The organism is Marinomonas posidonica (assembly GCF_043643765.1).
Classification (GTDB): Bacteria; Pseudomonadota; Gammaproteobacteria; order Pseudomonadales; family Marinomonadaceae; genus Marinomonas; species Marinomonas posidonica_A.
On the sequence record NZ_JBHZSP010000015.1, the window covers coordinates 55,969 to 81,338 of the forward strand.

Annotated in this window: 23 protein-coding genes; 7 read left to right on the forward strand and 16 right to left on the reverse strand. The window is 44.2% G+C overall.

Annotation, left to right across the window (positions count from 1 at the left end):
• Positions 1-87 precede the first annotated feature (87 nt).
• The 9 genes from ACHUFM_RS16085 to ACHUFM_RS16125 all read right to left on the reverse strand — a co-directional run bounded on the left by ACHUFM_RS16085 (position 88) and on the right by ACHUFM_RS16125 (position 7,844).
• Positions 88-1,719: a methyl-accepting chemotaxis protein gene (locus ACHUFM_RS16085; protein WP_394183483.1), complete on the reverse strand. Its 1,632-nt coding sequence runs from the start codon at positions 1,717-1,719 to the stop codon at positions 88-90.
• 147 nt (positions 1,720-1,866) lie between these two features.
• Complete coding sequence (gene znuB, locus ACHUFM_RS16090; protein WP_394183485.1) at positions 1,867-2,664, reverse strand: zinc ABC transporter permease subunit ZnuB; 798 nt, start codon at positions 2,662-2,664, stop codon at positions 1,867-1,869.
• A 46-nt stretch (positions 2,665-2,710) separates the two neighbouring features.
• Positions 2,711-3,478, reverse strand: coding sequence for a zinc ABC transporter ATP-binding protein ZnuC (gene znuC, locus ACHUFM_RS16095; protein WP_394183486.1), 768 nt, complete (start codon positions 3,476-3,478; stop codon positions 2,711-2,713).
• Positions 3,475-3,960: a Fur family transcriptional regulator gene (locus ACHUFM_RS16100; protein WP_394183487.1), complete on the reverse strand. Its 486-nt coding sequence runs from the start codon at positions 3,958-3,960 to the stop codon at positions 3,475-3,477. The genes znuC and ACHUFM_RS16100 overlap by 4 nt, the downstream gene beginning before the upstream one ends.
• Positions 3,960-4,922 carry a nickel/cobalt transporter gene (locus ACHUFM_RS16105; protein WP_394183488.1) on the reverse strand — a complete coding sequence of 321 codons (963 nt, stop codon included), beginning with the start codon at positions 4,920-4,922 and terminating at the stop codon, positions 3,960-3,962. Before ACHUFM_RS16105 ends, ACHUFM_RS16100 begins: the two co-directional genes overlap by 1 nt.
• A 95-nt stretch (positions 4,923-5,017) precedes the next feature.
• Complete coding sequence (locus tag ACHUFM_RS16110) at positions 5,018-5,632, reverse strand: MarC family protein (protein ID WP_394183489.1); 615 nt, start codon at positions 5,630-5,632, stop codon at positions 5,018-5,020.
• 34 nt (positions 5,633-5,666) lie between these two features.
• Complete coding sequence (locus ACHUFM_RS16115; protein ID WP_394183490.1) at positions 5,667-6,299, reverse strand: LysE family translocator; 633 nt, start codon at positions 6,297-6,299, stop codon at positions 5,667-5,669.
• Between the two features lie 22 nt (positions 6,300-6,321).
• Positions 6,322-6,885 carry a DUF1007 family protein gene (locus ACHUFM_RS16120; RefSeq protein WP_394183491.1) on the reverse strand — a complete coding sequence of 188 codons (564 nt, stop codon included), beginning with the start codon at positions 6,883-6,885 and terminating at the stop codon, positions 6,322-6,324.
• Positions 6,885-7,844 carry a homoserine kinase gene (locus tag ACHUFM_RS16125; protein WP_394183492.1) on the reverse strand — a complete coding sequence of 320 codons (960 nt, stop codon included), beginning with the start codon at positions 7,842-7,844 and terminating at the stop codon, positions 6,885-6,887. The genes ACHUFM_RS16120 and ACHUFM_RS16125 overlap by 1 nt, the downstream gene beginning before the upstream one ends.
• A 227-nt stretch (positions 7,845-8,071) precedes the next feature.
• Between ACHUFM_RS16125 and ACHUFM_RS16130 the strand changes: the two genes are divergently transcribed.
• From ACHUFM_RS16130 to ACHUFM_RS16140, 3 genes are all read left to right on the forward strand, one after another.
• The gene (locus ACHUFM_RS16130) at positions 8,072-9,175 is read left to right on the forward strand and encodes a GGDEF domain-containing protein (RefSeq protein ID WP_394183493.1); all 1,104 of its coding nucleotides are present in this window, start codon (positions 8,072-8,074) and stop codon (positions 9,173-9,175) included.
• A gap of 124 nt (positions 9,176-9,299) precedes the next feature.
• Positions 9,300-12,035 (forward strand): DNA polymerase I, encoded by a 2,736-nt coding sequence (gene polA, locus ACHUFM_RS16135; protein ID WP_394183506.1) that lies wholly within the window; start codon positions 9,300-9,302, stop codon positions 12,033-12,035.
• Positions 12,036-12,103: 68 nt separating this feature from the next.
• Entirely contained in the window at positions 12,104-12,571 is a 468-nt protein-coding gene (locus tag ACHUFM_RS16140) for a hypothetical protein (RefSeq protein WP_394183494.1), read from the forward strand.
• Between the two features lie 467 nt (positions 12,572-13,038).
• Here the strand turns inward: ACHUFM_RS16140 and ACHUFM_RS16145 are convergent, their stop codons facing one another.
• Both ACHUFM_RS16145 and ACHUFM_RS16150 read right to left on the reverse strand, forming a co-directional pair.
• Complete coding sequence (locus ACHUFM_RS16145) at positions 13,039-13,968, reverse strand: porin (RefSeq protein ID WP_394183495.1); 930 nt, start codon at positions 13,966-13,968, stop codon at positions 13,039-13,041.
• A gap of 116 nt (positions 13,969-14,084) precedes the next feature.
• Complete coding sequence (locus ACHUFM_RS16150; RefSeq protein ID WP_394183496.1) at positions 14,085-15,611, reverse strand: histidine-type phosphatase; 1,527 nt, start codon at positions 15,609-15,611, stop codon at positions 14,085-14,087.
• Between the two features lie 549 nt (positions 15,612-16,160).
• Here ACHUFM_RS16150 and ACHUFM_RS16155 point away from each other — a divergent pair.
• Entirely contained in the window at positions 16,161-16,388 is a 228-nt protein-coding gene (locus ACHUFM_RS16155) for a DUF2256 domain-containing protein (RefSeq protein ID WP_394183497.1), read from the forward strand.
• Entirely contained in the window at positions 16,366-17,115 is a 750-nt protein-coding gene (gene mtgA, locus ACHUFM_RS16160; RefSeq protein ID WP_394183498.1) for a monofunctional biosynthetic peptidoglycan transglycosylase, read from the forward strand. Before ACHUFM_RS16155 ends, mtgA begins: the two co-directional genes overlap by 23 nt.
• A 455-nt stretch (positions 17,116-17,570) precedes the next feature.
• Here mtgA and ACHUFM_RS16165 read toward each other — a convergent pair whose 3' ends face one another.
• From ACHUFM_RS16165 to ACHUFM_RS16185, 5 genes are all read right to left on the reverse strand, one after another.
• A complete protein-coding gene (locus ACHUFM_RS16165) occupies positions 17,571-18,866 on the reverse strand; it encodes a TRAP transporter large permease (protein ID WP_394183499.1) in 1,296 nt (431 codons plus the stop codon).
• Entirely contained in the window at positions 18,866-19,363 is a 498-nt protein-coding gene (locus ACHUFM_RS16170) for a TRAP transporter small permease (protein ID WP_394183500.1), read from the reverse strand. Before ACHUFM_RS16170 ends, ACHUFM_RS16165 begins: the two co-directional genes overlap by 1 nt.
• A gap of 1 nt (position 19,364) precedes the next feature.
• Entirely contained in the window at positions 19,365-20,474 is a 1,110-nt protein-coding gene (locus ACHUFM_RS16175) for a C4-dicarboxylate TRAP transporter substrate-binding protein (protein WP_394183501.1), read from the reverse strand.
• Between the two features lie 109 nt (positions 20,475-20,583).
• Positions 20,584-21,519 carry a 3,5-dioxohexanoate:acetyl-CoA acetone transferase gene (gene kce / locus ACHUFM_RS16180; protein WP_394183502.1) on the reverse strand — a complete coding sequence of 312 codons (936 nt, stop codon included), beginning with the start codon at positions 21,517-21,519 and terminating at the stop codon, positions 20,584-20,586.
• 129 nt (positions 21,520-21,648) lie between these two features.
• Positions 21,649-22,305, reverse strand: a complete 657-nt coding sequence (locus ACHUFM_RS16185; protein ID WP_394183503.1) for a GntR family transcriptional regulator — start codon at positions 22,303-22,305, stop codon at positions 21,649-21,651.
• Between the two features lie 188 nt (positions 22,306-22,493).
• Here ACHUFM_RS16185 and ACHUFM_RS16190 point away from each other — a divergent pair, with 188 nt between their 5' ends.
• Together ACHUFM_RS16190 and ACHUFM_RS16195 are read left to right on the forward strand one after the other, a co-directional pair.
• Positions 22,494-23,504 (forward strand): NADP-dependent oxidoreductase, encoded by a 1,011-nt coding sequence (locus tag ACHUFM_RS16190; RefSeq protein WP_394183504.1) that lies wholly within the window; start codon positions 22,494-22,496, stop codon positions 23,502-23,504.
• 121 nt (positions 23,505-23,625) lie between these two features.
• Positions 23,626-25,266 (forward strand): diacylglycerol kinase family protein, encoded by a 1,641-nt coding sequence (locus ACHUFM_RS16195; RefSeq protein WP_394183505.1) that lies wholly within the window; start codon positions 23,626-23,628, stop codon positions 25,264-25,266.
• Positions 25,267-25,370 lie beyond the last annotated feature (104 nt).

Sequence of the window (25,370 nt, forward strand, 5' to 3'; positions counted from 1 at the left end):
TCAAGTTATACTAGAAACCCAGTATCAGCATAAGTAAAAATCTGTAAGCAACTCGAACCTAGATCAATCAACTTATACTTTATAACCTTACCTGTCTTTTAAGATGAAGCTCGATGTCACCTCATAAGTTTGTTCCGCCGCACCGAATAAGTCACCGGTTAATGCCCCTAACTTATTCGACGTTGCCTCATTACTCGTAGAGACCTTCACAATTTGCTCCACATGCTGTGCAATGCCAGTTGCTTCTTGCGCCTGCTTAGCAACCAACTCCGCCAGCCCTTCCAAACGTTGCTTAGCCATTTTTGCGTCTACTTCAAGCTGACTAAGAGGCGTCACCACGTTTTCTATCTGCCTCACACCTAAACGCATTTTTTCTTGTCCCTGAGACATTTCGGTAGAAATTTGAGTGGATAACGAACTGATTTGCGTAATGATGGTGTCAATTGAACTGGTTACTTCTGCGGTATTATTAGCAAGGTTGCGCACTTCATCCGCCACCACCGCAAAACCGCGGCCACTCTCGCCTGCACGAGCGGCTTCAATCGACGCATTCAAAGCCAACAAATTAGTTTGTTCGGCAATATCACGGATACTGTTCACAAACCCGGTTACCTGCGCCGAGCTTTCATTTAATTTGGCGACCGAGCGAGCGGTTTCTTCAATATAGGCAGCCACATCCGTGATGTCTGTAGACGCTTGGGTAATGACACTTTTACCATGCTTAGCTAAATCATGGGCAGACTCTGCTTGCCGGCGTGACGCCGTGGCATGCTCAACCATAGTACTTGCCCCTTCAGACAAGACACTCACCGCGGTTTGAATGTCAGCAGCCATGTCCATTTGTGAGGATGATCCCTGTTGCACATCATTAACACTACCGCGAATGTCGTCCACCGCCAGCACCACGGTTTTCGCACTGGAATCAATTTTACGCACCAAATCAGCCAAACTGGCACGCATGCGATTCAAACTGGTCACTAGATGACCAAGCTCGCCAGAATACGTTTGAGTAAAAGCATTCGACAAGTCACCATGAGCTACTTTATCGAGGAAGACAATAATATGGTTAAGAGGATTCACAATACTGCGAGTAATGAGAGTCGACATCACGCCCCCAACCAATAAGGCCACTAGCCCTAACCCGATCATGAGATAAATCGCCAACTCTGAGTCTGCTAAGACGCTTTGTTGTCGTGACTGCATTTCACTGCGTTGTCGCTCTGCTAACGTATCGGCCTCATTCAAAAAGGTCTGTAATTGTGTACGAGTATTGCCTGACATCAAAGCTTTTGCTTGCGCCAGTTCGCCAAACTCAAGCGCTTCAACCGTTTCTTGTAGAGCGTTTTGATAAATGACCTTTTGCTCTTTCAACGCTGTAATCAATACCATGTCTTGCTCTGTTCGAACCAACCCAGCCATGATATCTAAGTTGTTATCAAGACTTTTATTCCGAGCATCTATCTCTTGATAAATAGCAACTCGTGCGTCTCTCTCTTCTAAAACGAACAACAACAAAAGTCGGCTAGCCAAACTTTCCGCATCCAAGTTCAACTCGCCACTGAGCTCAACCAGCGCCGCATTTTCATCTACAATACTGCGAATATTGCCAGACAAGGCTTGAAAACGTGTTACAGACAAGAGTACAACCAGCGTCAACAAAGCCAGTAATACCAAAAAACTGGTTCTCAGTTTTCCTTTAATCGTCGCAAATCCCAGCATAGAAAAGTCTCCCCTATGATTATCCCTAAACACAATTAATAAATGCGACTAGACTTTGGCCAGTCGATTTTAAAGATTAGACGTTGATGGCGGTAATTTCTTACAAAAAAGCCAACATATTTTTATGTTGGCTTCGGTGAACAGACATTAAGCTTTGGCAAAGCGTTTGAACGGTAGGGTATAAGCGATTAAAAACAGTAAAGCAGCACACACGACCACACTCGGGCCAGTAGGTGTGTCCCAGCGATACGAGCTCCAAAGCCCGCCACACACAGCGAGGCAACCAATAACGCTGGCAATAAACGCCATTTGCACTGGCGTTTTGGATAGCTTTCTTGCGGTCGCAGCCGGAATAATCATCAGTGACGTAATCAAGAGCACCCCAACGATTTTCATCGCCACAGCAATCACCAAAGCGACCAGCAACATCAAGAGTAAGCGGATAGATTCAACTGGGTAACCTTCCACTTTCGCCAGTTCTTCGTTTACCGTGACAGCAAGCAAAGGCTTCCAGAAGATCACCAATAACGCGATCACTGCTAAGCCACCCGCATAAATCCAATACACATCCTGTTGGCTGATGGCCAACAAATCACCAAACAAATACGCCATTAAATCAATGCGAACATCGTCTAAAAAACTCACGGCGACTAAGCCAAGTGATAAAGAGGAGTGCGCCAAGATGCCCAATAAAGTGTCCGTGGCAATAATGTGCTTTTTCTGCAAGGTCACCAAGACCGCGGCAAGCCCCACACACAACACAATAATAGCGAGATTAAGGTTGATCTCCAAAAGCAAACCAAGTGCCACACCTAGCAAAGCAGAGTGCGCTAGAGTGTCGCCAAAGTAAGCCATGCGACGCCACACCACAAATGCCCCAAGAGGACCGGCGACCGAAGCCACACCTAAGCCTCCGATCAAGGCTCTAAATAAAAGATCTAGCATGTTGTTTTATCTCTCCAATAGACAGGAAGCGCTGTTCGTTCAGTCATTAATGATGGCAATGTGTGTGCTCGTCTTGCGCAAGAATATCCCCATGCTCATCGTGCACGTGGTCATGCTGGTGAGAATAAATAGCAATGGACTCATCTGCTCCTGGCACACCAAATAAAGCCTGATAAGCAGGGTGCCCAGTCACATGTTGAGGCGTACCAGAACAGCACACATGTTGATTAATACAAACCACGGTATCGGTTTTCGCCATCACCAAATGAAGGTCATGAGACACCATCAACACACCACAGCCGAGCTCATCACGGATGCCTTCAATCAAATTATAAAGTTCAACCTGACCATTCACATCGACGCCTTGTACCGGCTCATCCAACACCAATAAATTCGGCCGATTTAATAAGGCTCTAGCTAACAATACACGTTGTGTCTCGCCACCAGACAACACATGAACCTGAGAATTCAGTAAATGAGCAATACCCAATTTGTCTAAGGTTGGCTCAATGGCTTTTTTATTGACCCCACGAACCAAGGCAAGAAAGTGCTTTACCGTTAGAGGCAAGGTTGGATCAACATGCAACTTCTGAGGCATGTAGCCAATTCGTAAGCTTTCATGACGAACAACGCGACCCGTTGTCGCCGTCTGCAAACCCAACAAGGTGCGAATCAGCGTACTTTTACCACTGCCATTGGGGCCAATCAAGGTCACGATTTCCCCTTCACTAATGGTCATATTGATGCTGTCTAAGAGCGCTCGTCCATCAAACGCGATTCCGATCTTATCAAACTCCACCAAACACTTACTCATGCTCGGGCCTCAGCAGCTAAACCACGGCAATCAGCACATAAGCCTGTTAACTCAATGGTTTCCGATCTTAATTCAAAACCATGTTGAGCGGCTTTAGCAACCAACGAAGCGTGTATGTCTTGGTAATCAAACTCCATAACGTTGTGGCACTCATCGCAAATCAAAAAATAGCCTTTGTGTTCTTTATCGGCATGGGCGCACCCCAAATACGCGTTCATGGATTCCACTTTGTGAATCAGTCCGGCATTCAATAAAAAATCCAATGCTCGATAAACGGTTGGTGGCGCGGAGTTAAAGCCTTCTTCCGCCAACTTTGCCAACAACTGATAAGCCCCTAATGGACGATGACTCTCCCAAATCAACTCCAAAGCACGACGACGAACTTTCGTGAGTCGTTGCCCTTGCTCTAAACATAAGGTCTCAGCCGTTGCCAAGGCCGTATCGATACAATCATTATGGTTATGTGCGTTTTCTTCGCTCATCAAAATGCCCTGCCCGCATTACTCAAATAACTCCAAATCATTGAGCAACTAATGAGAATCAACGCCAAGGCAGCTACAAAACCAAAGCCCCTTGACACTCGTTGCCGCCAAACGCTTTGTCCACGGCTCAACATAAAACCGGTATCTCGAACCAATACACTCACCGCGGCAAGTCCTGACACCGTGATCGCAGTCCCCAAAGACATCGCAAAGGTGGCCGCTAAGCCCCACTGAAAAATCCCAGCACTCATCGAGAAAAGCAGCACCAGAACAGCGCCAGTACAAGGACGAATGCCAACCGCTAAAATCATCGCCCAGACTCCTCGCTTCGCCACTTTACGCTCCGTTTCATCATGCTGATCACAGCACGCATGATGACCGTGGTCGTGGTCGTGGTCGTGGTCGTGGTCGTGGTCGTGGTCGTGGTCGTGGTCGTGGTGAAGATGATCTTTTGAATGATCATGTCCACAGCCAGATTTACCACGCAATAAGCGCGATAAAATCCACACACCAATTAAGCCAACCGCGGCAAAACTGGCGATCTCAAAAAAGCGAGATATCTGCATAGCGCGTCCGGCTAAGGAAAAGATCTGCCCTAATACCAGAATCAAAGCCACCGCCATAATGCCTTGCACGGCCGCACACAAAAAGGCAATGACAATGCCTTTACGCATAGAAGCACGACTGGCTAACATATAGGACGAAATAACCGCTTTACCATGTCCAGGGCCTGCTGCATGAAACACCCCATATAAAAAGCTCACTGACACTAAGCTCCACAGCAAAGCGACACTGCCACCTTTACTTATGGCCCGAACTAATGACACTAATTCACGATGAAAACTAGCCTGTTGTGCAATAACCCACTGAATAAAATCCTGATACAGAGAAAAATCCGCTGCATACAAAGGTGAGATAAAACAGAAGAAAGATAAAAAGACGATGACTACGTTCTTCGCCATGCTGGCACTCACTTAAGGTTAAACTGATTTTGTTATGGTATAACAAGTCTAACCTCAGGAGAAGTCGTTGCGCAAAATCACCACATTATGTGACTTTATTGAGATAGCAGGGGCGTCAAAAAGCCCGTCACTCCACTCATGAAAATCTGTGCCGCCATTGCTGCTAAGATCAGACCGGTGATCTTAGATAAGACATTCAAACCGGTACGACCAAGCATTTTCTCGATCAAAGAACCAGAATACAAAATCACCGCCAACGAACCGAGTGCCAACAACAAGCCACAAATACCGATCACCAGATCCCAACCTTGCAGCTCAGCACCATACACCAATATAGTACCTATGGTGGCAGGACCGATAATGGTCGGTACGGCTAGCGGCACAACGGAAACATCGTCACGCTCTTCGCTGGGCATGCCCACGGCATGATTTCGCGTACCGTCACGCACCAAACTCAACGCCGACATAAACAACAAAATCCCAGAACCAATTCGAAACGAATCCAAGGTAATGCCCAGCACAGCAAATAAACTGCTACCAAAAAACAACAACACCAAAGAAATCACCACTGCCGCGATGATGGCTTTGTTGGCTACTTGTTTGCGGGATGTTGCCGTTTCGCCACGAGTTAACGCAAGAAACATCGATAACACAAAAAACGGTGCAAACAGGAAAAAGAACTTAATCCAAGTAGAAATGAGTAGACTCATTGATCGCCTTACTAAAAAGCATTACACCACGCGATCAGCGTTGGCTTAATGCGAGTTTTAAACCAAAGCCCACCAGCAATGCACCAGTTAAGCCATCCATAACTTGCGCCACTTTTGGTCGCGCCAGCCAAACTCGCGCTTTATGAATCATCAACGCAAGAAACATTTGCCACACCATCGCTATGATAAAGTGAAGGGAAGCCATAAACAGAGATTGAGCCAATGCGGAATGGGTTGGATCAATAAACTGCGGTAAAAATGCCATGTAAAAAATAATGGGTTTCGGGTTCAACACATTGGATAAGATGCCTTGACGGAAACTTCCCCAAGCATTAACCGACTGGTTACCCTTGGTGCTAAAACTCAAGCCAACAGGGTTCGCCGCACTACGTAGGGCCTGAACGCCGAGATAAACAAGATAGGCCGCGCCCAGCAATTTAAACGCCGTGAACAAACCGGCTGAGCCAAGCAATATCACCGACAAACCTAACGCAGACACGGTGGCATGGGCGAACAATCCCATGCAAATACCTAAGCTGGTAAGAAAGCCTAAACGCCAACCACCCAACGCAGCATTACGCATCACCAAGATAGTATCGACACCAGGACTCATGGTTAATACGCTAATGGCCAATAAGAAAGGTAACCATTGAAAGTGCTCTAACATAAACGTTATTCCAAAGACATGATTAAGGTTTGCAGGTTAAATCAACCCAGAAGGCAACAGACGTTTCTTCGGCTTCACGTTCCGCAGGCGTACAAATTTCGGCGTAACGCCCCGTCAAACGGACCAAACCTTCTTCCACAGGCTCCATAGCAAAATACAACTCATCATCGCCAAACGCTAAACTCAAAGTCGACGTTTCCAAGTTCACCGCTTCAGGTAAATGTATGGCCATGCGAATCCATAACATTTGATCACGAATACGCACATCCATGACATGCACTTCATCAGGAACAAAGTCTGCACTATCACGCTTCATTTTGATGAAATAACCATAAGTTTCAAAGCTCTTAAGCACTTCCAGCATATCGAGCTTCTCTTGCCCTTCTAGCTCACCATTGGCGTCAATATCATATTCAGCAATCAAGCTTGTAGAAGTAAATAAGTCCAAACTCCAAGTCGCTTCTAATTGGTCAATACTGGTCGAGTTCACTTTGACACGATATTGAGAATCCACCCAAACATGCGGATGAGCCAAGGCTTGCAAGGTCGTCAAACCTAAAATAGCAGCAAGAATAAATCGAAACATCAGAACTCCATCAAGGCTGGTGTATAACGTAGCCTAGCTTCTAAAATACGCTGTAACTCACGCGGGTCATGTTGTTGAGCGAGACGTTCAGGATCATCCTTCGCACCGTGCCACGCTTCTAAACGAGAAAGCCAAAAACGCACTGCCGCAATTCGCAACATATATGGCCAAGCTTTGATCTCATCCGCACTTGGTTCTCTCTCATAAAGATAGGCTTTTAACAATGCGCGATACTTAGCCATATCCAATTCACCGGTCTCAATGTCTGAACACCAATCATTTACAACAATGGCTAAATCATACATAACCCATGAATAACACGCATTGTAAAAATCGATAATAGCCGATAATACATCGCCATCGAACAAGGTGTTGTTAAAAAACAAATCCCCATGAATGGTGGTTTTCGGTAAATCATCATGTTCGGCGATAAAAGCATCAAATTCAGCAATTTGTGAGGTCAGTAACGCCGCTTGTTGCGGCTCTAGCTCAGGCAAAATCGCTTTACTAGTGGCATGCCACCAAGCCATGCCTCGGTGACTTTCCCGATGATCTGAAAAGTCCTCGCCGGCTATGTGCAATTTAGCCAAGACTGCGCCCATTTGACGACAACTCTCGACAGAGGTTTGTTCCAAACCCTCACCCGGAAAGCAATCCACAATAATCGCCGGACGCTGTTTAACCATTCTCAAGCGTTCACCGTGAATATCAATTAGCGCCGCAGGCACATTAAATCCTTTGTGTTTCAAATGCGCGACCACATCCAAAAAATACGGCACTTCATCGTACTCAAATTCTTCAAATAAGGTTAAAACATACTTCCCAGTGGTGGTGGTCAAAAAGTAATTTGTATTCTCAACGCCACCAGAAATGCCTTGGAATGAGACCAGCTCGCCTAAATAATAATCGGCCACTAAGGCCCGCATGTCGGATTCAGAAAGGGATGTGTAAACAGCCAAGTTGTACTACCTATTTATTATCAATACGATGACGCGAATAAGAAAACGCCTATGCTCCACAATAAGCAAGGAAAGGTCAATTCGTTCCGAAGAAATACGTCGTATATTCCGGCATATTCCATTACATAACCCCAAAAAACGAGGACAATTCTACACAAAGAGACAACAAAATCTGGCGTCAAATTGTGTATAATTTGTGCACAACAAAACAAGCAAGGCATCTGATTTTGATAAACAACAGAAATGACCAAGCAAAAATTTTGATTCCAGCCACCTATCGACTGCTGATTGTCACTATCTTGAGTAGCGTCATTTATACTGTTTTATTCAATGTTTATTCGACACCATTTGCGCTTCATGCCTTTCAACCCGGTATTATCGCTCTACTTCACTTAATACTTTTTGCTTATTTGTATAAAAATCCTAGAAAAAGAATTAGCCAAGTGATTAATGCATATGGCGCCATTCTGCTGCTCACCTCCGTACCAAATACCTTATATTTCACTATCGGAGCTTGGCAAAGCGAGTGGCTGTTTATTGAGATGTTTCCACCTATTTCCGGCATGATCATATTAACCACCACACTGATTATGCTAATGCTGCCTGAGAAGCTCAATAAGTTCGTCATTTTGACTTGGACTCTAAACGCTGTCCCAGTATTACTGCTTTTAGCGACACACCCAGAAGAATTGCAGACTCCCCGAGGCTATGATCTCTTATTTCTATTCGGCCCAGCCAGCTTCTTAATACTGCTTATTATTCCTTATCAACGTAGCGTCAGAAGCCATCTGGATAAAATCAATGTGGATTTACAACATTCCAGACAAGAGGCTGACCGAGACTTTTTAACGGATGTTTATAATAGACGAGGCTTAAAAAGTTGGTTAAACGACCTAGCCCCTAATACCAGTTTAAGTGTATTGCTCATCGATATTGACCACTTTAAAAGCGTCAATGATAGGTTTGGCCATGCGACGGGCGATCATGTACTGGTCGAATTTGCTTCCCGTCTCCGCACCGCGTACTTCGAAGATTGCGGCCTGGCCCGTTGGGGTGGCGAAGAGTTTATTGTCGTCATCGTCAACCCCAGTGCCGATAGCATGTCCTCTATTGGTGAAAAATTTAGAAGCACCATTAGCCAACAACCCTACAAAGACATAGGAAAAATCACCGCCAGTATCGGCATCTCCCAAGTTAACCAAGCTCAACACTTCATTGCCATGGTCGAAGAAGCAGACAAAGCCGTGTATTTTGCCAAAGCCAATGGCCGCGACCAAGTTGTCTTATACTCAGACGCGCTGGCCGAAGAACCTTCCCTTTCAGCAGAATAACAAAGCACAGATTAATTCGCCTTTTGATGTAAAAACAATCGCAACCGCTTAGAATAGAGCCAACTTTGCCATTTCTTATAGAGGTTTCATTTTGGCTACGGATTCATTACAACAAACACCCCCAATGATTTTGGTAGACGGCTCGTCTTATCTTTACCGAGCTTTCCACGCAATTCCACCGATGCACACCAGCGACGGCCACCCGACCAACGCCACGCGCGGTGTGATCAGTATGATCCGTAGTCTCATCAAAACCTATCCTGATTCCCCCATGGTGATCATCTTCGACGCCAAGGGTAAAACCTTCCGCGATGAAATCTACAGCGAATACAAAGCACAGCGTCCCCCCATGCCGGACGATCTTCGCCCGCAAATCGAACCGATTCACCGCATGGTCGAAGCCATGGGCTTGCCACTCGTTATCATCGATGGCGTCGAAGCGGATGACGTGATCGGCACCATCGCCAAACAAGTGGGCGAGGCCGGACGCGACGTCATTGTCTCCACAGGCGATAAAGACATGGCACAACTGGTCACCGAGAGAGTCACGCTGGTAAACACCATGAACAACACCGTCATGGACATCCAAGGCGTCAAAGACAAATTCGGCATTCCGCCCGAACTCATCATCGATTATCTCGCTCTCATGGGCGACAAAGTTGATAATATTCCGGGCGTACCAGGCGTTGGCGAAAAAACCGCCTTAGCCTTACTACAAGGCTTAGGCAGCATCAAAGAGATTTACACACGTCTAGACGACATTGCCGCTTTGGGCTTCCGTGGTTCCAAAACCATGAAGCAAAAAATGGAAGACAACAAAGAGATGGCTGAGCTGTCTTACACCTTGGCGACCATCAAATGCGACGTGGAACTGCCCTTCAATCCACAAGAATTGAAAAACGGCGAAGCCAACAAAGAAACGCTACGTGAATGGTTCACTAAGCTGGAATTCAAAACCTGGATAAAAGATTTGGACACAGCGCCAAGCGTGGACGGCCCAAGTGACACCCTAGGTAACTTGGATGGACAAGCCACTGCCAGCAAATCTGACATCCAAGTGCAGTACGACACCATATTAGACAAAGCCAGCTTCACAAGCTGGTTTGAAACCATTCAACAAGCTGACTTAGTGGCCTTTGATACAGAAACCACCAGCTTGAATTACATGGCGGCGGAATTGGTGGGTGTGTCTTTTTCTGTTGAAGCAGGTAAAGCCGCTTACCTACCACTGGCCCACGATTATGAAGGCGCGCCAGAACAACTGGATCGCGATTGGGTATTAGAACAGCTTAAACCTTGGCTAGAAGACGAAACAGCGGCGAAAGTAGGCCAGCATCTAAAATATGACGCCAATGTACTGAACAATTACGGCATAACCCTACGTGGTATTGTTTACGACACCATGTTGGAGTCTTACGTCTTTAACTCGGTCAGCTCTCGTCATGACATGGGCAGTTTAGCGGAGAAATTCCTCGACCATAAATGCGTCAGCTTTGAAGACATTGCCGGCAAAGGCGCGAAGCAAAAGACCTTCAATCAAATCGACTTAGAGCAAGCGGCTTTTTATGCCGCTGAAGATGCAGATATTACGCTGCGTTTGCATCAAGCTATTTGGCCACAATTAGAAAAGACGCCTGAACTGATCAGCATTTTCAACGACATCGAATGCCCGCTGGTGCCAGTATTAGCAAAAATGGAACAAACCGGCGCACTGATTGACCCAGAACTATTGCATGCACAAAGCAGCGAAATCGCAGCCAAACTGCAGGAACTGGAAATCAAAGCCCATGAAGAAGCAGGGGAGAGCTTTAACTTAAGCTCACCGAAACAGCTACAAGTCATCTTGTTTGAAAAGCTGGAATTGCCGGTCATCAAGAAGACGCCAAAAGGTCAACCTTCCACCGCGGAACCGATTTTGCAGGAGCTAGCCGAAAAATATGAGCTGCCTCGCATCATCATGGAACACCGTAGTTTGTCGAAACTGAAGTCGACTTACACCGACAAACTGCCAGAAATGATCCAAAAAACTGGCCGCATTCATACCTCCTATCATCAAGCAGTAACGGCTACAGGGCGTTTGTCCTCTTCCGATCCGAACTTACAGAATATTCCAATTCGTAGCGCCGAAGGCCGTCGTATTCGCCAAGCCTTTGTCGCACCAGAAGGTTACAAACTGGTCGCGGCCGACTACTCACAAATCGAACTGCGCATTATGGCTCACTTGTCACAGGACAAAGGCTTGCTGGACGCGTTTGCGAACAATGCCGATGTACACAGAGCCACCGCTGCAGAAGTCTTTGAAACCACGCCAGAGGAAGTCACCACAGAGCAACGTCGTCGCGCCAAAGCCATTAACTTTGGCTTGATTTACGGCATGTCGGCCTTTGGCTTAGCCAAACAGCTTGGCATTGGCCGCCCAGAAGCGCAAAAATACGTACAGCGTTACTTTGAACGTTACCCTGGCGTGCGCACCTACATGGACAACACGCGTGAAAACGCCAAAGAAAAAGGCTTTGTGGAAACCATCTATGGCCGTCGTTTGTACTTGCCTGACCTCAAAGCAAAAAACGCCATGATGCGCCAAGCTGCCGAACGCACCGCCATCAACGCACCGATGCAAGGCTCCGCCGCCGACATCATCAAACGCGCCATGATCAAGATGCACGATTGGCTGGCTGACACCGACCTAGACGTGAAAATGATCATGCAAGTACACGATGAACTCATCTTCGAAGTCGCCGAAAAAGACCTAGACGCAGCACAAGAAAAAATCGTCGACATCATGCAGAATAGTAGCCAGATTGATGTGCCATTATTGGTTGAAGCGGGCGTTGGAGACAACTGGGACGAGGCGCACTAAGCGCCTAAAATAGCAACGGCATACAAGCAAGGTTCAAGGAAGAATCTGCTTTAAACTTAAGGGATTAAATGGAAACCACCATTCTACATAGCGACCTTTCAGTCGAGTGGATGTCGCACAAACGAAGTAAAAACGCCTTTGTTACGACAACAAACGCTTCACTTTCATTTGGCACCTTTCCTAAAAACAACGCTCACTGGCCAGAACTAGAGATTAGATTAAAGGTCGGCTTTGCTGGTTTTGGAAGAGCAAGATCTGGGGCATTTGGTGTTAGACATATCTATGAAAAACATAGCAAAGAGATTGGCATTACCTGCCCAAGCCAAGTATCGGGCTATATAGAATCTATCATCACTGACGGAGCAACCGTCATTGTTGACACGGTGAAAGACGAAAACGCTGTGCTGGTTATTGAGTCCAAGACGGGGCTGGTTATTTTAAGATTATCCAAAGACAAAACCTATTACGACATTATAAGTGCCTACGACAGAAAACCCCATCCAGGGACTGTCATCGCAATGATAAAGCAGGCATAAAAAAAGAGCATGACAAATGCTCTTTTTTAAAATGAAAAATGATAGTTCGTGGCAACCCTTTAGCTCTTTGGGGTCAGGGTGACTAAACAATGTTTAGTCTAACCATCAACAATGATATCACTGGCGAATCATTGGTAGCGTGAGAACATATGGACAATCCAGTAATGAGTCATATGTTAAGCCCTTCTACATGGTCAATTTTAGTACTGACTCCAACGTATTGCAACTAGCAAAAAGCTCTTAATAAAGGATCACGTTACTCGTTTAACATAAAAATCTTGACAGAAAGTCTTACTAGATAAAAATTCATTTCACTTGGGACAGTTGTGCTGTCGTACGGGACTGAAAAACCATCTTTAACACTACCTGAGACAGAATCATTATCCACTTTCCCTATAAATCCTACTGCAGTGTATGATTCCTTTGGCTTTCTTAGCCCTACCGAAAAGTAGGGCATGTGTCCGCGGTTAAAATTCGATTTCTGTGCCTGCAACGTAGGCCATTTCCGCGCCTTCTTTGTTGGTGTTAGAAAGCTCTGCAAAGACTTTTACGTCTTTAAATTCAGGAAACGCATACGTCACGTTGGTGTACCATTCACGAGTCTCTTCATCCGATTCAGGTTTATTATTCACATAACCAAGCACCAGAGTGGTCGAATCGGCGACGTCAAACATGGTGACTAGGTTATAGACTTTTAACGTGTCTTCCGCTTCCGAGTAGTCTGCTGCGAAGGTCGCAAAGCCGGCATCGTATTTGGCACTCACCCCATACGAGTCCATCTTCTCACCATGAATTGCCACTTCGCGATTTTGGTAAGCGACGGCAATTTCCAAGTCTGAAACGTTAAACGATGCAAACGCATCAAATGATTGTTCGTCTTCGCTGTCTTCGCCTTCTGCTCGTAATTCTGTCGAGAGCACAAGGTTCACTTTGTCTAGATCAAAGTCCAGTAAGATCACGTCGTCGCCATCCGTTTCATCAAAGGCCACATCGTCCGAGTCCATTTCATAGTCCTCTGCGATGCCAAATCCATCTGTAGCGTAATCTTGCTTACCAATCGACAGCGCAGTATCACGGTAAGCAAAACCGGCATAAGCGTCTTTGAGTGCGGCACTGTTTTGATCATCGTCATCATTTGCCGCGTCGTCAAAGTCGAATTTGATTCGACCAAACGCACTCAGATCCTTGCTTAGTTGATAAGAGACTTTGTTATCAAATTTCAACGAATCAAAATTCACATAAAGGTTTTTATTTTCACCATTGTCTTTTTGCAATTGAATTTGGATGTCTCCATTCAATTGATATTTAAAGCCGTCATGATCAACCATGGTGGCGGCCATAACGGATGTGGCCGTAAGAGAAGAAAGCATTGCCGTTGCTAGAATTGTCTTTTTCATTTTAAGTTCCTCGGTGAGGTTTGTCCGTGCCACTAGACAACAGCCGCCCCACCTTATTTAAACGTGTTTATGATTTAATAAAGAGTTCATTCAGTACTGAAAGCGGTGATGTACCGCTAGTGAGGGCTTAGTTCATCCCGGTAACAACGTTCTAGTTCGCTTAAACTGTAGAAATACTGAGTGCCTGGAAAGACGTCACAATCGTCTTTAAAGCCGATTTCTTTTTCGTTGTAGAGCATCTTCACCAAGGTGGCACTATTGGGCTTGTTGCTTTTAAACAGATCCCATTGAATGTTTGCAGAGTAAGGCGTTACCCAGCCACCACGCCACGCGTTATTTTCTTGGCTATAAAGCTCATCGGTGGTCGCGGATTTTTGGCTGCCTTCGACATGCAGAAGCGCCGCCAATGGCATAATTTGCTCGGCGTGGGCAAAACGAAGTTTGGCGACATGCTTGACCGCTTGGCGGTCGTTCGCAACGGCGTCCATTTCATTGAACATGTCTTTTAGCAAGGGTTTCGCAATGTTGTAAGTCACACCATGACCATCCGCAAAGCTTGGCCCTTTTTCATAGAAGTCTTCCGCATCAGACTGGTAAGCGAACCAAGCGGATTCTTCTGGCGTAATAAATTGTTTCAGATCCCATTCACCACCTTGTGCTTGGGCCTCACGCAACATCCCAGGCGCGATAATAAACATATTATAAAGTTTGGATGCCGCATCGACTTCGTTTTGCACGTACTTCCAATCGTCTTCTGTTTCATCTGGTTTACGAGTATTGGTTTTAAAGCAATTTCCGGCCGACACATCGCAGTTTTTGTCGCCGGACACTTGGTGTTCAAGGAAATCGACGAACTCTTTGGTATAAATGCGTTCTAGCATTTCACGAGCCAATAATTTGGTTTGCGGCAGTCTTGCAAGCTCATCCAAGGCCGCGTCTAGCTTGTCTGATTTTTTAAACGCCTTATAGGCTTTATAATTGTCCTTATACTCTTGATAGTTAGCGTTTTTCGCTGGGTTGGTTTTATGAAAGTAAAGCTCGTATTTATTAACCATCTTCTTATCAATTTTATTGGCTTGCGTTTGCTCTTGATAACACTGCGCTGCATCATCACTTACATAGTTAACGTCTTTTGCAAGCGACTGCATGAAGAAATGGGCCGTTTGGTTGGCTCGCGCTTTACCCGACGTTTGCACTTGGATACAGACGGGCTGTTGGGATGCATTCTGCATGAGTGGTGACAAACGCTCGGCCATGCGTGTGGCAATCCCCGAAGGCTCTTCTTCACCAATTTTTGTGAGTAAACCGTAGCCTAGAGTTTGGTTTGCTACGGTGACTTGATCTGTGATCGGCCCAAGCTTTTCCCCCAGCTCCGTTAATTGGCCACGTTGTTTCGCCAGTGCCCATACTTGTTTTGTCAGTACGTCGTATTTGGGGCTTGATAGCGCGCGTGCCCCATGGCGTTCAACCAGTTGCGTATAAGCAATATTGTAGCCGTCAGGTGCGGCTTCGTAGCTCTTTAAATCTTGTTTAGGCACGTAAGTTGCCTTGCTGCTGTATTGATATTCAACAGACTGAGCAAAGCTACCAGACGCACTCAACAAGGCGATCGTTGCTGAAGTGATGAGAGAATAACGATTCATGACTCTTCCTAAAAATGAAAGTGAAACAGGTGTGATGCATTTAATAAAACAAGCGGAACAGTAACCACTAAATGTGACAATCTGATGGCATAAAAATGAATTTTGCACATAGGTGCAAAAAATTGGTCTGACGTTTATTTGTTGCCTTTTTGATGGATGCTTTGCCTAAACTGGGAGCGTTGATGGCAACAGAAACAAGACCCATTAAGTGCTTCAAATACCAGGAAAATGCGCCTATCAGTGGACATTGAAGGTATAAAAAACATCACTATGCGGCGATCAAATACTTGATACCCTTATTAAAAAGGGCACTGGTATTTAATTCAAAATAAAGCCCTATCATTTTTGATAAATGGCGGGCTAACGACTCAGCTGAGCTTGGTATTCGTTTCAGTGAAGGTCTGGATTTTTACCTGGTAGCATCAAACGGAGCATGATCGAAATGCATTAAGTAATATCAGCCGGTAAGTCAGCTTTTACATCGTGTTTACTTACCATATATGGTGAATTGATAAGATCTTGTAATCCCCCTCATACGTATAAATCAGCATGGCCCACAAGAAACCCCATTTACCAGAAAAAATCTGTCTCGCTTGTCAGCGCCCGTTCACTTGGCGTAAAAAATGGGAGCGAGATTGGCAACACGTCAAATACTGCTCCGTTCGCTGTAAGAAGCAAGGCGCAAAACCGACCTTAAATACGAATAACGAATTGCCTACTAAGATGACTCCATCATGCGCTTGTGGTTTACTTTATGTACAGCAGTCGAAGTACTGAGCCGTTGGACAATGGGTTAATGCCGAAAAAAAGTAAACGCACACAATCTCATAAACGATGGCGTCGTTGGATGAACAAACTCTGGTCGATTTTCTGGCGATTGTCGTTATTGTTTATCTTAGTGATCTTTCTTTTCCGTTTCATTCCTTTGCCAACAACGGCTTTTATGCTGCAAAGTGATTACCCAGTAAAGCAAGAATGGATCAGCATTGATAAGTTGCCTAATCATGTGGCATTGGCCATGGTGGCCTCTGAAGATCAACGTTTTCCCGAACATTATGGCGTGGACTTCGCGGCCATTCGTAAAGCACTAAAGCAATATTTTGATGGCGAGGGTTTACGAGGCGCCAGTACGATTACCCAACAAACGGCTAAAAATATTTTTCTATGGCCAGGGCAAAGCTTTCTGCGTAAAAGTCTGGAAGCAGGATTAGCGCTTAGTTTGGAGGCGCTTTGGGGCAAGAAACGTATTCTTGAAGTCTATTTGAATATTGCCGAATTTGGTAAAGGCATTTATGGTATCGAAGCCGCCAGCCAACATTATTTCGGCCGCTCGGCTGAGCGCTTAACCAAAGATCAAGCCGCCCGTTTGGCGGTACTGTTACCTAGCCCTCGTACGCGTGATCCGGTCAATCTTACTCGCTATTTGCGCAAACGCGCCGTCTGGGTTGAACTGCAGATGCGTCAACTGGGCAGCCACTATTTGACCGCTATTCTGCAAAACTAATGCGTCATAAATGAACCGCCAAGAACAAAAAAAGCGACACTCGATCATACCGTGTCGCTTTTTCTATTTAAACAAGGCGGTGAATAAAACTTTACTGTTAGTAGTTAAATTGTTCAGGAGACCACAGTTCTAGACATTTTTAGTATTTGTTCTTTGCTAAATTCGTCTTCTAATCAGTAGATTTATTATACTGTGTGGTGCTAACCGTATAATTTGAGTCGTAAATAAAATGTCTTTTGATCAACAGTTTTAAGATGCGGCTAATCTTTTTCAGTAACAAGATTACGACGCCGCCGAAAAACTATTTAAGTTTATCTGCTCTATCTTGCACAGTTGGCTATTTTAAATAGGCAATAAAGCAAACCATACTGATACAATGCATGTATCAAAGACGATCAGATTAAGTCGTTAGAGTCAGACGTATGGAACACGTCTGAGACAGTATCATAATAAAACTAAGTTATAAGCCCCATAAAGATGTCTCCTGTCATAATCATAATGGCTACAAGTATGAAATCTGCAATTAAAAACGGCATAATGCCATAAAATATTTGCTCTAATCGAACAATATCCCGTGCCACTGAATGTATAACAAACACATTTAAGCCTACTGGAGGGGTAATCATTCCCATCTCAAGCAATTTAGCGACAAGAAGACCAAACCAGATTACATCAACACCGTAAGTAGCCATCAATGGAAGAAATAACGGCAAGGTTAATAACATCGCACCGACGGGTTCCAAGAACATTCCTAGCGCCAAATACACAAATGAGATCAGTAATAAAACAGCTACAACACCTAAATCTAGACTCTCAATCCCTGTACCAATAAAATGAGATAACCCACTAAGGGAAACAAGTCGTGTAAATAAATTAGCGCCAATAGCAATAATAAAAAGCGAGCCACTTGCCAACAATGTATCAAGACAACTTTCTCCAACTCCTTGCATAGACAGAGATTTGTTGCCGAAACCAATCAGTAAAGAAATTACTGCACCGACAGCCCCAGCTTCAGTTGCCGTAAATATGCCAGAAAAAAGGCCTCCAAAAACTACCATAACCATCAGAAGAACAGGCCACACCTCTTTTAGTGCCGCCTTTCTTTCTTCAAAACTTACTTGTTTTGTACGAGGCATTGATTTAGGCGCTAGAAAGTAGACCACCAAGACGACAAGAATATAGAGAGAAAGCGAGACAAGACCTATTATCAATCCACCAAGAAAGAGCTTGGTAATCGATACTTGAGCTTGAATTCCATACAGAATCAAAATCAAGCTAGGTGGAATTAACGCCCCAATAGTACCACCTGCAGCAACAGCGCCTGTAGCAAGGCGAATGTCATACCCCGTTTTATGCATTTCTGGGACAGCAATACGGCCGATGGCTGCAGAGCACGCAATCGACGATCCAGTAACCGCTGCAAAACCACCGGCACCAGCAAGAGACGATATAGCCAGCCCTCCTGGCAACCAACTAAGCCAAGCACGAGCAGCGTTAAATAACCCTTTCGTCAGCCCTGCATGATAAGAAACGTATCCCATGAGTAGGAACATTGGAACAGAACTTAAAGTCCAATTTGCAGCAAAACTATAAGGCGCAGTAGAAAGCATACTAAATGCTGCACGCTCACCAATAATGGCATAGATACCCACAAAAGATACGGCAATCAATGTCACACCAATGGGTACTCGTAAGAGAATTAAACTAAAAACAGCCGTAAGAGATACAACACCAATCGTAATAGGCTCCATTATGCACTCTCCTGATTAAACCGACCTGTAACCACTTGCACTAACCGCATAACTAAAACTAGCACCATTAACCCGTAACATATCGGCAATATCCAATACCCAGGCCAGACATAGAAAATAGCAGTTCCGGCTTCAATGTAGGCGTTACTTTGCGTTTGGTGATAAGCCTCAAGGATCGTCCCCCAAGTCAAAGCGACATAAACAAAAAATGATAGAATAAAGCCCAAAAAGTGAATAAAAGGCTGACTTGAATTGGGTAAGCGATCGGTAAGGATGGAGGCTTCTATATGTCTGCGTTTTACTTCTGCGTAAGCAATAGGCAAAAAGCTAATAACCAAGATGAAATATCTAGAAACCAGTTCAATGGTGGCAGGAAAACCACCATCGAATAGATTTCTCATCGCAACATCAGCAACAATAACAGCAGGCATAACACCTAGGATAAAAACCCCAATGCCCATCGTTAGCTTTTTCAAAATGCGTTCGAAACTAGACATTTTAATGTGATCCGTACGTTTTCATATCAATGTGGCTCCAAATTTCCTGGTATCGAAGCTCAGCAAGCTCATCAGATGTTGTTACATTTGCAACCAGACCTTCCCACTTTGTAAGCAATGCTTTGTAACGTTCCACTTTAGCTGCCGCATTTTTTATGCCTTTTTTAGACAGCTCTTCAGTAATACCTGCCATGTATTCTTCTCGAATATCATTACCTTTTTTGACAAACGCCTTATCAGGATGAATAAATTCTATGCCTTTTTCTTTACCGATTTTCTCTGCTTCAGCGGCGGTATCTCGCCATGAATAAATGGCAATCGTCTGTGCATATTGAGCAGCGCGAGCCATGGAAGCTCGGTCTTCCATACTCATCTTGTCCCAAACTCGTTCACTAACATTCGTCATTGCGGCCGCATTAAAAACCCCTTTATTAATTAAAGTCACATACTTCACAGCATCATAAAGCTGTATGTTTTTCAAATCGGCTACAGAACTATAGGTTGCATCAGCGACACCAGAGCTCAAGGCTTCAAAAACTTCACTAGCTGGAAAATAAACTGGTAGAGCCCCCATTTTCGCCATCATGTAAGAGTACATGGCGCCGCCTGTCCGGACACGTAACCCTTTTAAATCATTAAGATTCTCTATTTTTTTGGTCGATAAAAGCTGATAGGCAGTTGTTGCATCCGAACCTAGGTAGACTTGACCATTTTTAGAGAATTCCTTCATACACTCCTGGCAAGTAGCAATGTATTCAGTAACAGCAGATGCAATGGCTCGGTTATCTGTTCCTAGCATAGAGAGGTCGCCAACAATGCCACTTTCTATGTAATCAGCCGAGAAATAGGGGAAAATAACAGGCCCCATTTCAGTGATACCTTCTCGCAATGCTGCGTTCATTTCTCCCGGACCGACAAGACCAGATGGCGTATCATAGCCAGTCCAGCGACCATCCGTGAGCTCCTTTAATTTTTTAAATAAGGCCGGATAACCGGCTTGGGCCATAACATGTTTAGGCCCAAACGCACTAGTTGCTCTAATCGTATCTGCTTGGGCATAATTTATTACACCAAAGGCTAATATAGCTGCAGTCATCACTATTTTTTTCATTAATAACTCCTAATCTTTTATTTTTTTTATGTTTAAAGTTAATAACTATAATTTCGTTAAAACACTCAAAATTCATCTAAAATTACAAGGGAATTAATATACATGTGCTCTAAAAGTTAACAGCATGAGCGCCTTTAAGCTGTAAACGCTCTCGGGCTTCGTCTGGTGTTGCTATCGTATAATCTAAGCTTTCAAGAATGCCTCGAACTTTCAAAACCTGTTCTGCATTTGACGTCGCCAGTTTCTTTGGCCCAATAGTCAAACTGTCTTCTAAACCCACACGAACATTGCCACCCAAAAGGGTGTTATGAGTACACATCGGCATTTGATGACGCCCAGCAGCTAAGATTGACCATTCAAAATCATTACCAAATAGGCGTTGGGCCGTACGAAGCATTAAGAGTAAATTGTCTACCTCGGCACCAGTTCCCCCAAGAATCCCTAATGCAAACTGCAGAAAAAGCTTGCCGTCATATAGACCTCGATCAAGAACATTGGCTAAGTTATAGAGATGAGATAAGTCATAAATTTCAAATTCAAACCGTGATCCATGTCCTTTACCCATACGATTCAAAATCGCCTCAATGTTTTCAAAGGAGTTTTCAAACAATGTTCGTTTACTGGCTTCAAGAAAAGGTTTTTCCCAATCGTATTTAAATGTTTTGATTTTTTCTGCTGCGGGAAATAAACCACCATTAATCGACCCCATATTCAATGAAGTCATCTCAGGGCTTGCTCTTTCAGGACCAGCCAAGCGCTCATCAATGCTCATTCCTGGCGCTCCGCCAGTGGTCAAGTTCAGTACAGCATTAGTTTGCTGCTTAATACGAGGAAGGAAATCCATAAAAATATCAGGATTAGCAGTCGGACGCCCATCTTTTGGATCCCGGGCATGTAGATGTAAAATCGAGGCTCCTGCCTCCGCCGCAGCAATCGATTCACCGACAATTTCATCCGGTGTAATAGGCAAGTAAGGGGACATAGACGGAGTATGGAGTGAGCCTGTAATCGCACATGTAACAATAACACTTTTATTTTTATTCATTAAACATCTCCAATAAATAACACTCCAGATTGCTATGGAGTATTAAAAAGTACTCTTAAATAATTATTTTTATATTGCCTACTTTTTATAATGGCTCGTTCATCTATAAAATTTTAAAACGAGTATAAATCAACTATTCAGAACTCCTGACTTCAATAAGTTATCTGCCGCTTTCTGCAAGTGATCACTCATAATGTCACAAGCTTTTTTTTCATCTCGATTTAAAACCGCATCCATAAGACATTGATGATCTTCTTGTACATCAATGTAAATATCTTCCTTAACCCTATGCAGACTCAAATAACGTTCGGCTTGAGCAAACAGTTGCTCTCTGAAACGAAGCCACCAACGATTTTCACAGGCAGAAACCAATGAATCATGGTATTCAGAGTGAACTTCCAACCATTCAATAGACAAAGTATCATTACCAATCGGAGTACGCAGAAGCTTATGATGACTAGACAAAATAGAAGCTTCCCAATCTAAGTCTCCGGCCTTAATCGCTTCACTAAGACAATAGGACTCAATTTCAATACGAACTTCTGTCAATTGAATCATTTCAATAGCGGATACTGGCGCAACAATAAAACCACGCTGCTCCTCAGCAACAACCAATCCATCAGAAACCAAACGAGACAAGGCTTCACGAACTGCTCCAGGACTTACCTTCAACACGTCACAAATCGGATCAATACGTAATCTATCTAGTGGATGATATTTACCGTACATAATATCCTTTAGTAACTGCTTATATGCTGTCATTGCTTTTGATTTGGCTTCACTCAAGGCCCAATTACTCCCACGAAATAACTCTAATTCACTTGAATCCTAGAATATATTTTTAAACATGTAAAATATATTTTTATATAAAAATATATTTTATTTGCTAACCTATAAATAATATCAGCCACTTTATCAGTGCTTTTTAAGCATCCAAATGAATAAAATTTAGCAAGCTAATGACAGGAAAAACCATGATAAACAAAAACCTACAGATCATTTTAAAATCCCGTCCCAAAGCCAGTATCAGCAAGCAGAATTTTTCTTTGCATCAATCGGAGATGCCACTCCCACAAGCAGGTGAAGTCTTACTAAAAACCCTTTACCTATCTTTGGATCCATATATGAGAGGAAGAATGTATGGCGCTACGTCTTACGCCGCTCCAGTTAAGTTAGGAAATGTGATGATTGGTGAAACGATCAGCGAGGTAATCCAAAGCAACAATGCAAACTTCGCTGTTGGTCAACTAGTATCGTCTCCGCACGGCTGGCAGCAATATGCGATTTCTGATGGTAACGATTTAGTGGCATTGCCTAAATATGATGTTTCTCCAAGTGCTTACCTTGGTATATTGGGCTTAACTGGGTTAACTGGATACGGTGCATTAATTCGCCATGGTCAACCTAAAGCAGGCGAGACATTAGTTGTTTCGGCGGCAAATGGCGGTGTTGGGTCCATCGTGGCACAAACAGGACGTAATCTTGGCTGTAATGTAATAGGCATTACAGGAGGGGAAAAAAAGTGCAAAATACTTGAAACAGAACTCAACATTAAGGCACTGGATTATAAAGATTCCAACTTTTCTACAAACCTAAAAAAACTAACTCCAAAAGGAATTGATATTTTCTTTGATAATGTCGGTGGAGATATCGCGTTTGAAGCGTTAAATAATATGGCAGTTCATGGACGATTTCTCGTATGCGGTACCATATCTTTTGATCGTAACGCCCCTCAGGACAAAAGCCACGACCGCTTCCCTAATGCCTTTGCCCAGCTACTTATTAAGAGGCTCAAAGTTCAAGGCTTCATATTTGATGAGTTAATAGATATGAAAGAGGAATATCATCAACAGGCGATAAAATGGTTGAAGGACGAAAAAATAACCTTTAGAGAGCATATTGTTGAAGGCCTAGATAATGCACCGGAAGCTTTCATGTCATTATTCCGAGGACAAAACATCGGAAAATTAATTGTCAAAGTATAAGCCCAAAAAAGCAAATACTGCTTCAACGTCCCCTTTACAGTATTATGGCTTTTCGTTGGCTTTAAATTAAAAGGTGATGTGCTACTCTTTTAACCTATGGATGTTTGCTAGGAGAGCAGAATTGTTTAAACCAAACTATTTTTTATTGGTGACTGCCGCTTTTATTTTATTGGCCATTTTCACTAGTCATATCTATTTCAAATTGGCTTGGGCCTGGTTTGCCTTATCGTTTTTCACAGTCAGCTTAGCCTATTTACTGAACAAGCCGACCATCTTTCGTAAACGCTCTGATGGCACAGTTCCCTTTTATATTCGCTGGGTGTTCATGCCGTTTTTATGGAGCACTCAGCTTTATAATAGCTGGGCTCGCAGTAACGACCCAGTACCCGCCCTGCAAAAAATAGACGATGGTATTTATCTCGCAAGACGACTCTTTCCTTCTGACATTCATGCCATTAAAAGTGAAAACATCAGCGGTGTTTTGGACGTAACAGCGGAATTCAGCTCGCTCAACTGGATGGCTTTGCAGAGCAATATCGATTATTTGAATATTCCCATTTTGGACCATTCCGTACCGACAGACACACAAATTCAACGAGCATTAAATTGGATACACACTCATAAAAAGAACGACCGCTCAGTCGTTGTACATTGCGCCCTTGGTCGTGGACGTTCGGTTTTCATGGTAGCGGCCTACTTATTAAGCCAATACCCAGAGGCCAAACCGAAAGAAATCATGAACAAGATTCGTGAAATTCGCTCCACGGTTAGACTCAACAACAAACAGTTTAAGCACCTCAACCAAGCCTTTGAAAACAATCGCCTAGTGGTACATAACAGCGCATGGGTTATTGCCAACCCAGTCGCAGGCAAACGTCAGTGGGAAGCAGAAAAAGACGAGATTCTAAAGCTGTTGTCTGGCTATTATAATCTAACAGTGAAAACCACCACCCCAGAAGTCAATGGAACGGAATTGGCCAAGCAGGCACTCAAGGCCTCGCCGGATTTGATCATTGCTTGTGGCGGTGATGGCACTGTCACGGAAGTGGCAACCGCCTTGGTTGGTACCAAAGTAAAGCTTGGCATTATCCCATTCGGTACCGCCAATGCCCTTAGCCATGCCTTATGCGGAACCATGTCGAAAGTGGCGTCCACCGAGACCATATGCTTAAACATCATTGATGGCTGTGAACAACGCATTGATACAGCAACCTGTAACGATGAATTGATGCTGTTGTTAGCAGGTGTCGGCTTTGAACAACAAATGATTGAAAAAGCCGACCGTGAAAAAAAGAACAGCAGCGGACAGATCGCGTATTTACAAGGTTTATGGGAAGCCATTAGTCAAAACGATGTCCATACTTTTAAGATTTCCCTCAATGACGATGATGCCTTTGAAATAGAAACCCCCAGTTTGACCATCGCCAATGCATCGCCTGTTACTACGCTGTTAGCACAAGGCAAAGGCGTACCGGATATTGAAGATGGAGAGCTCGATTTAACTTGGTTAGACCCAGAACGCATGCAAATTCTCAATCTTGCAGAGCTGGCTATGTTGGGATTAAGCAACCATGAAACAGACGAGAGCGGTAAACAAAACGACTCTGGTGTGTTTCATCGTAATGCGCAAAAAGTCCGCGTCGATATTAGCCAAATCGGTCATTACGTCATCGATGGCGAAACCCGTGAAGCGGATTACCTAGAAGTGACCGTACAACCAAAATCCCTGAGTGTAGTCGTACCTGAAGCGGCGTTAAAATAATATCTACTCCCATTAAAAAAGCCTGTCCAATCCTTTAAGCTCAAAGTGCTTAAAGCGATGCATGAAAATGAGTGGTCCTTAACTTATACAAGTGCCTACTTCGA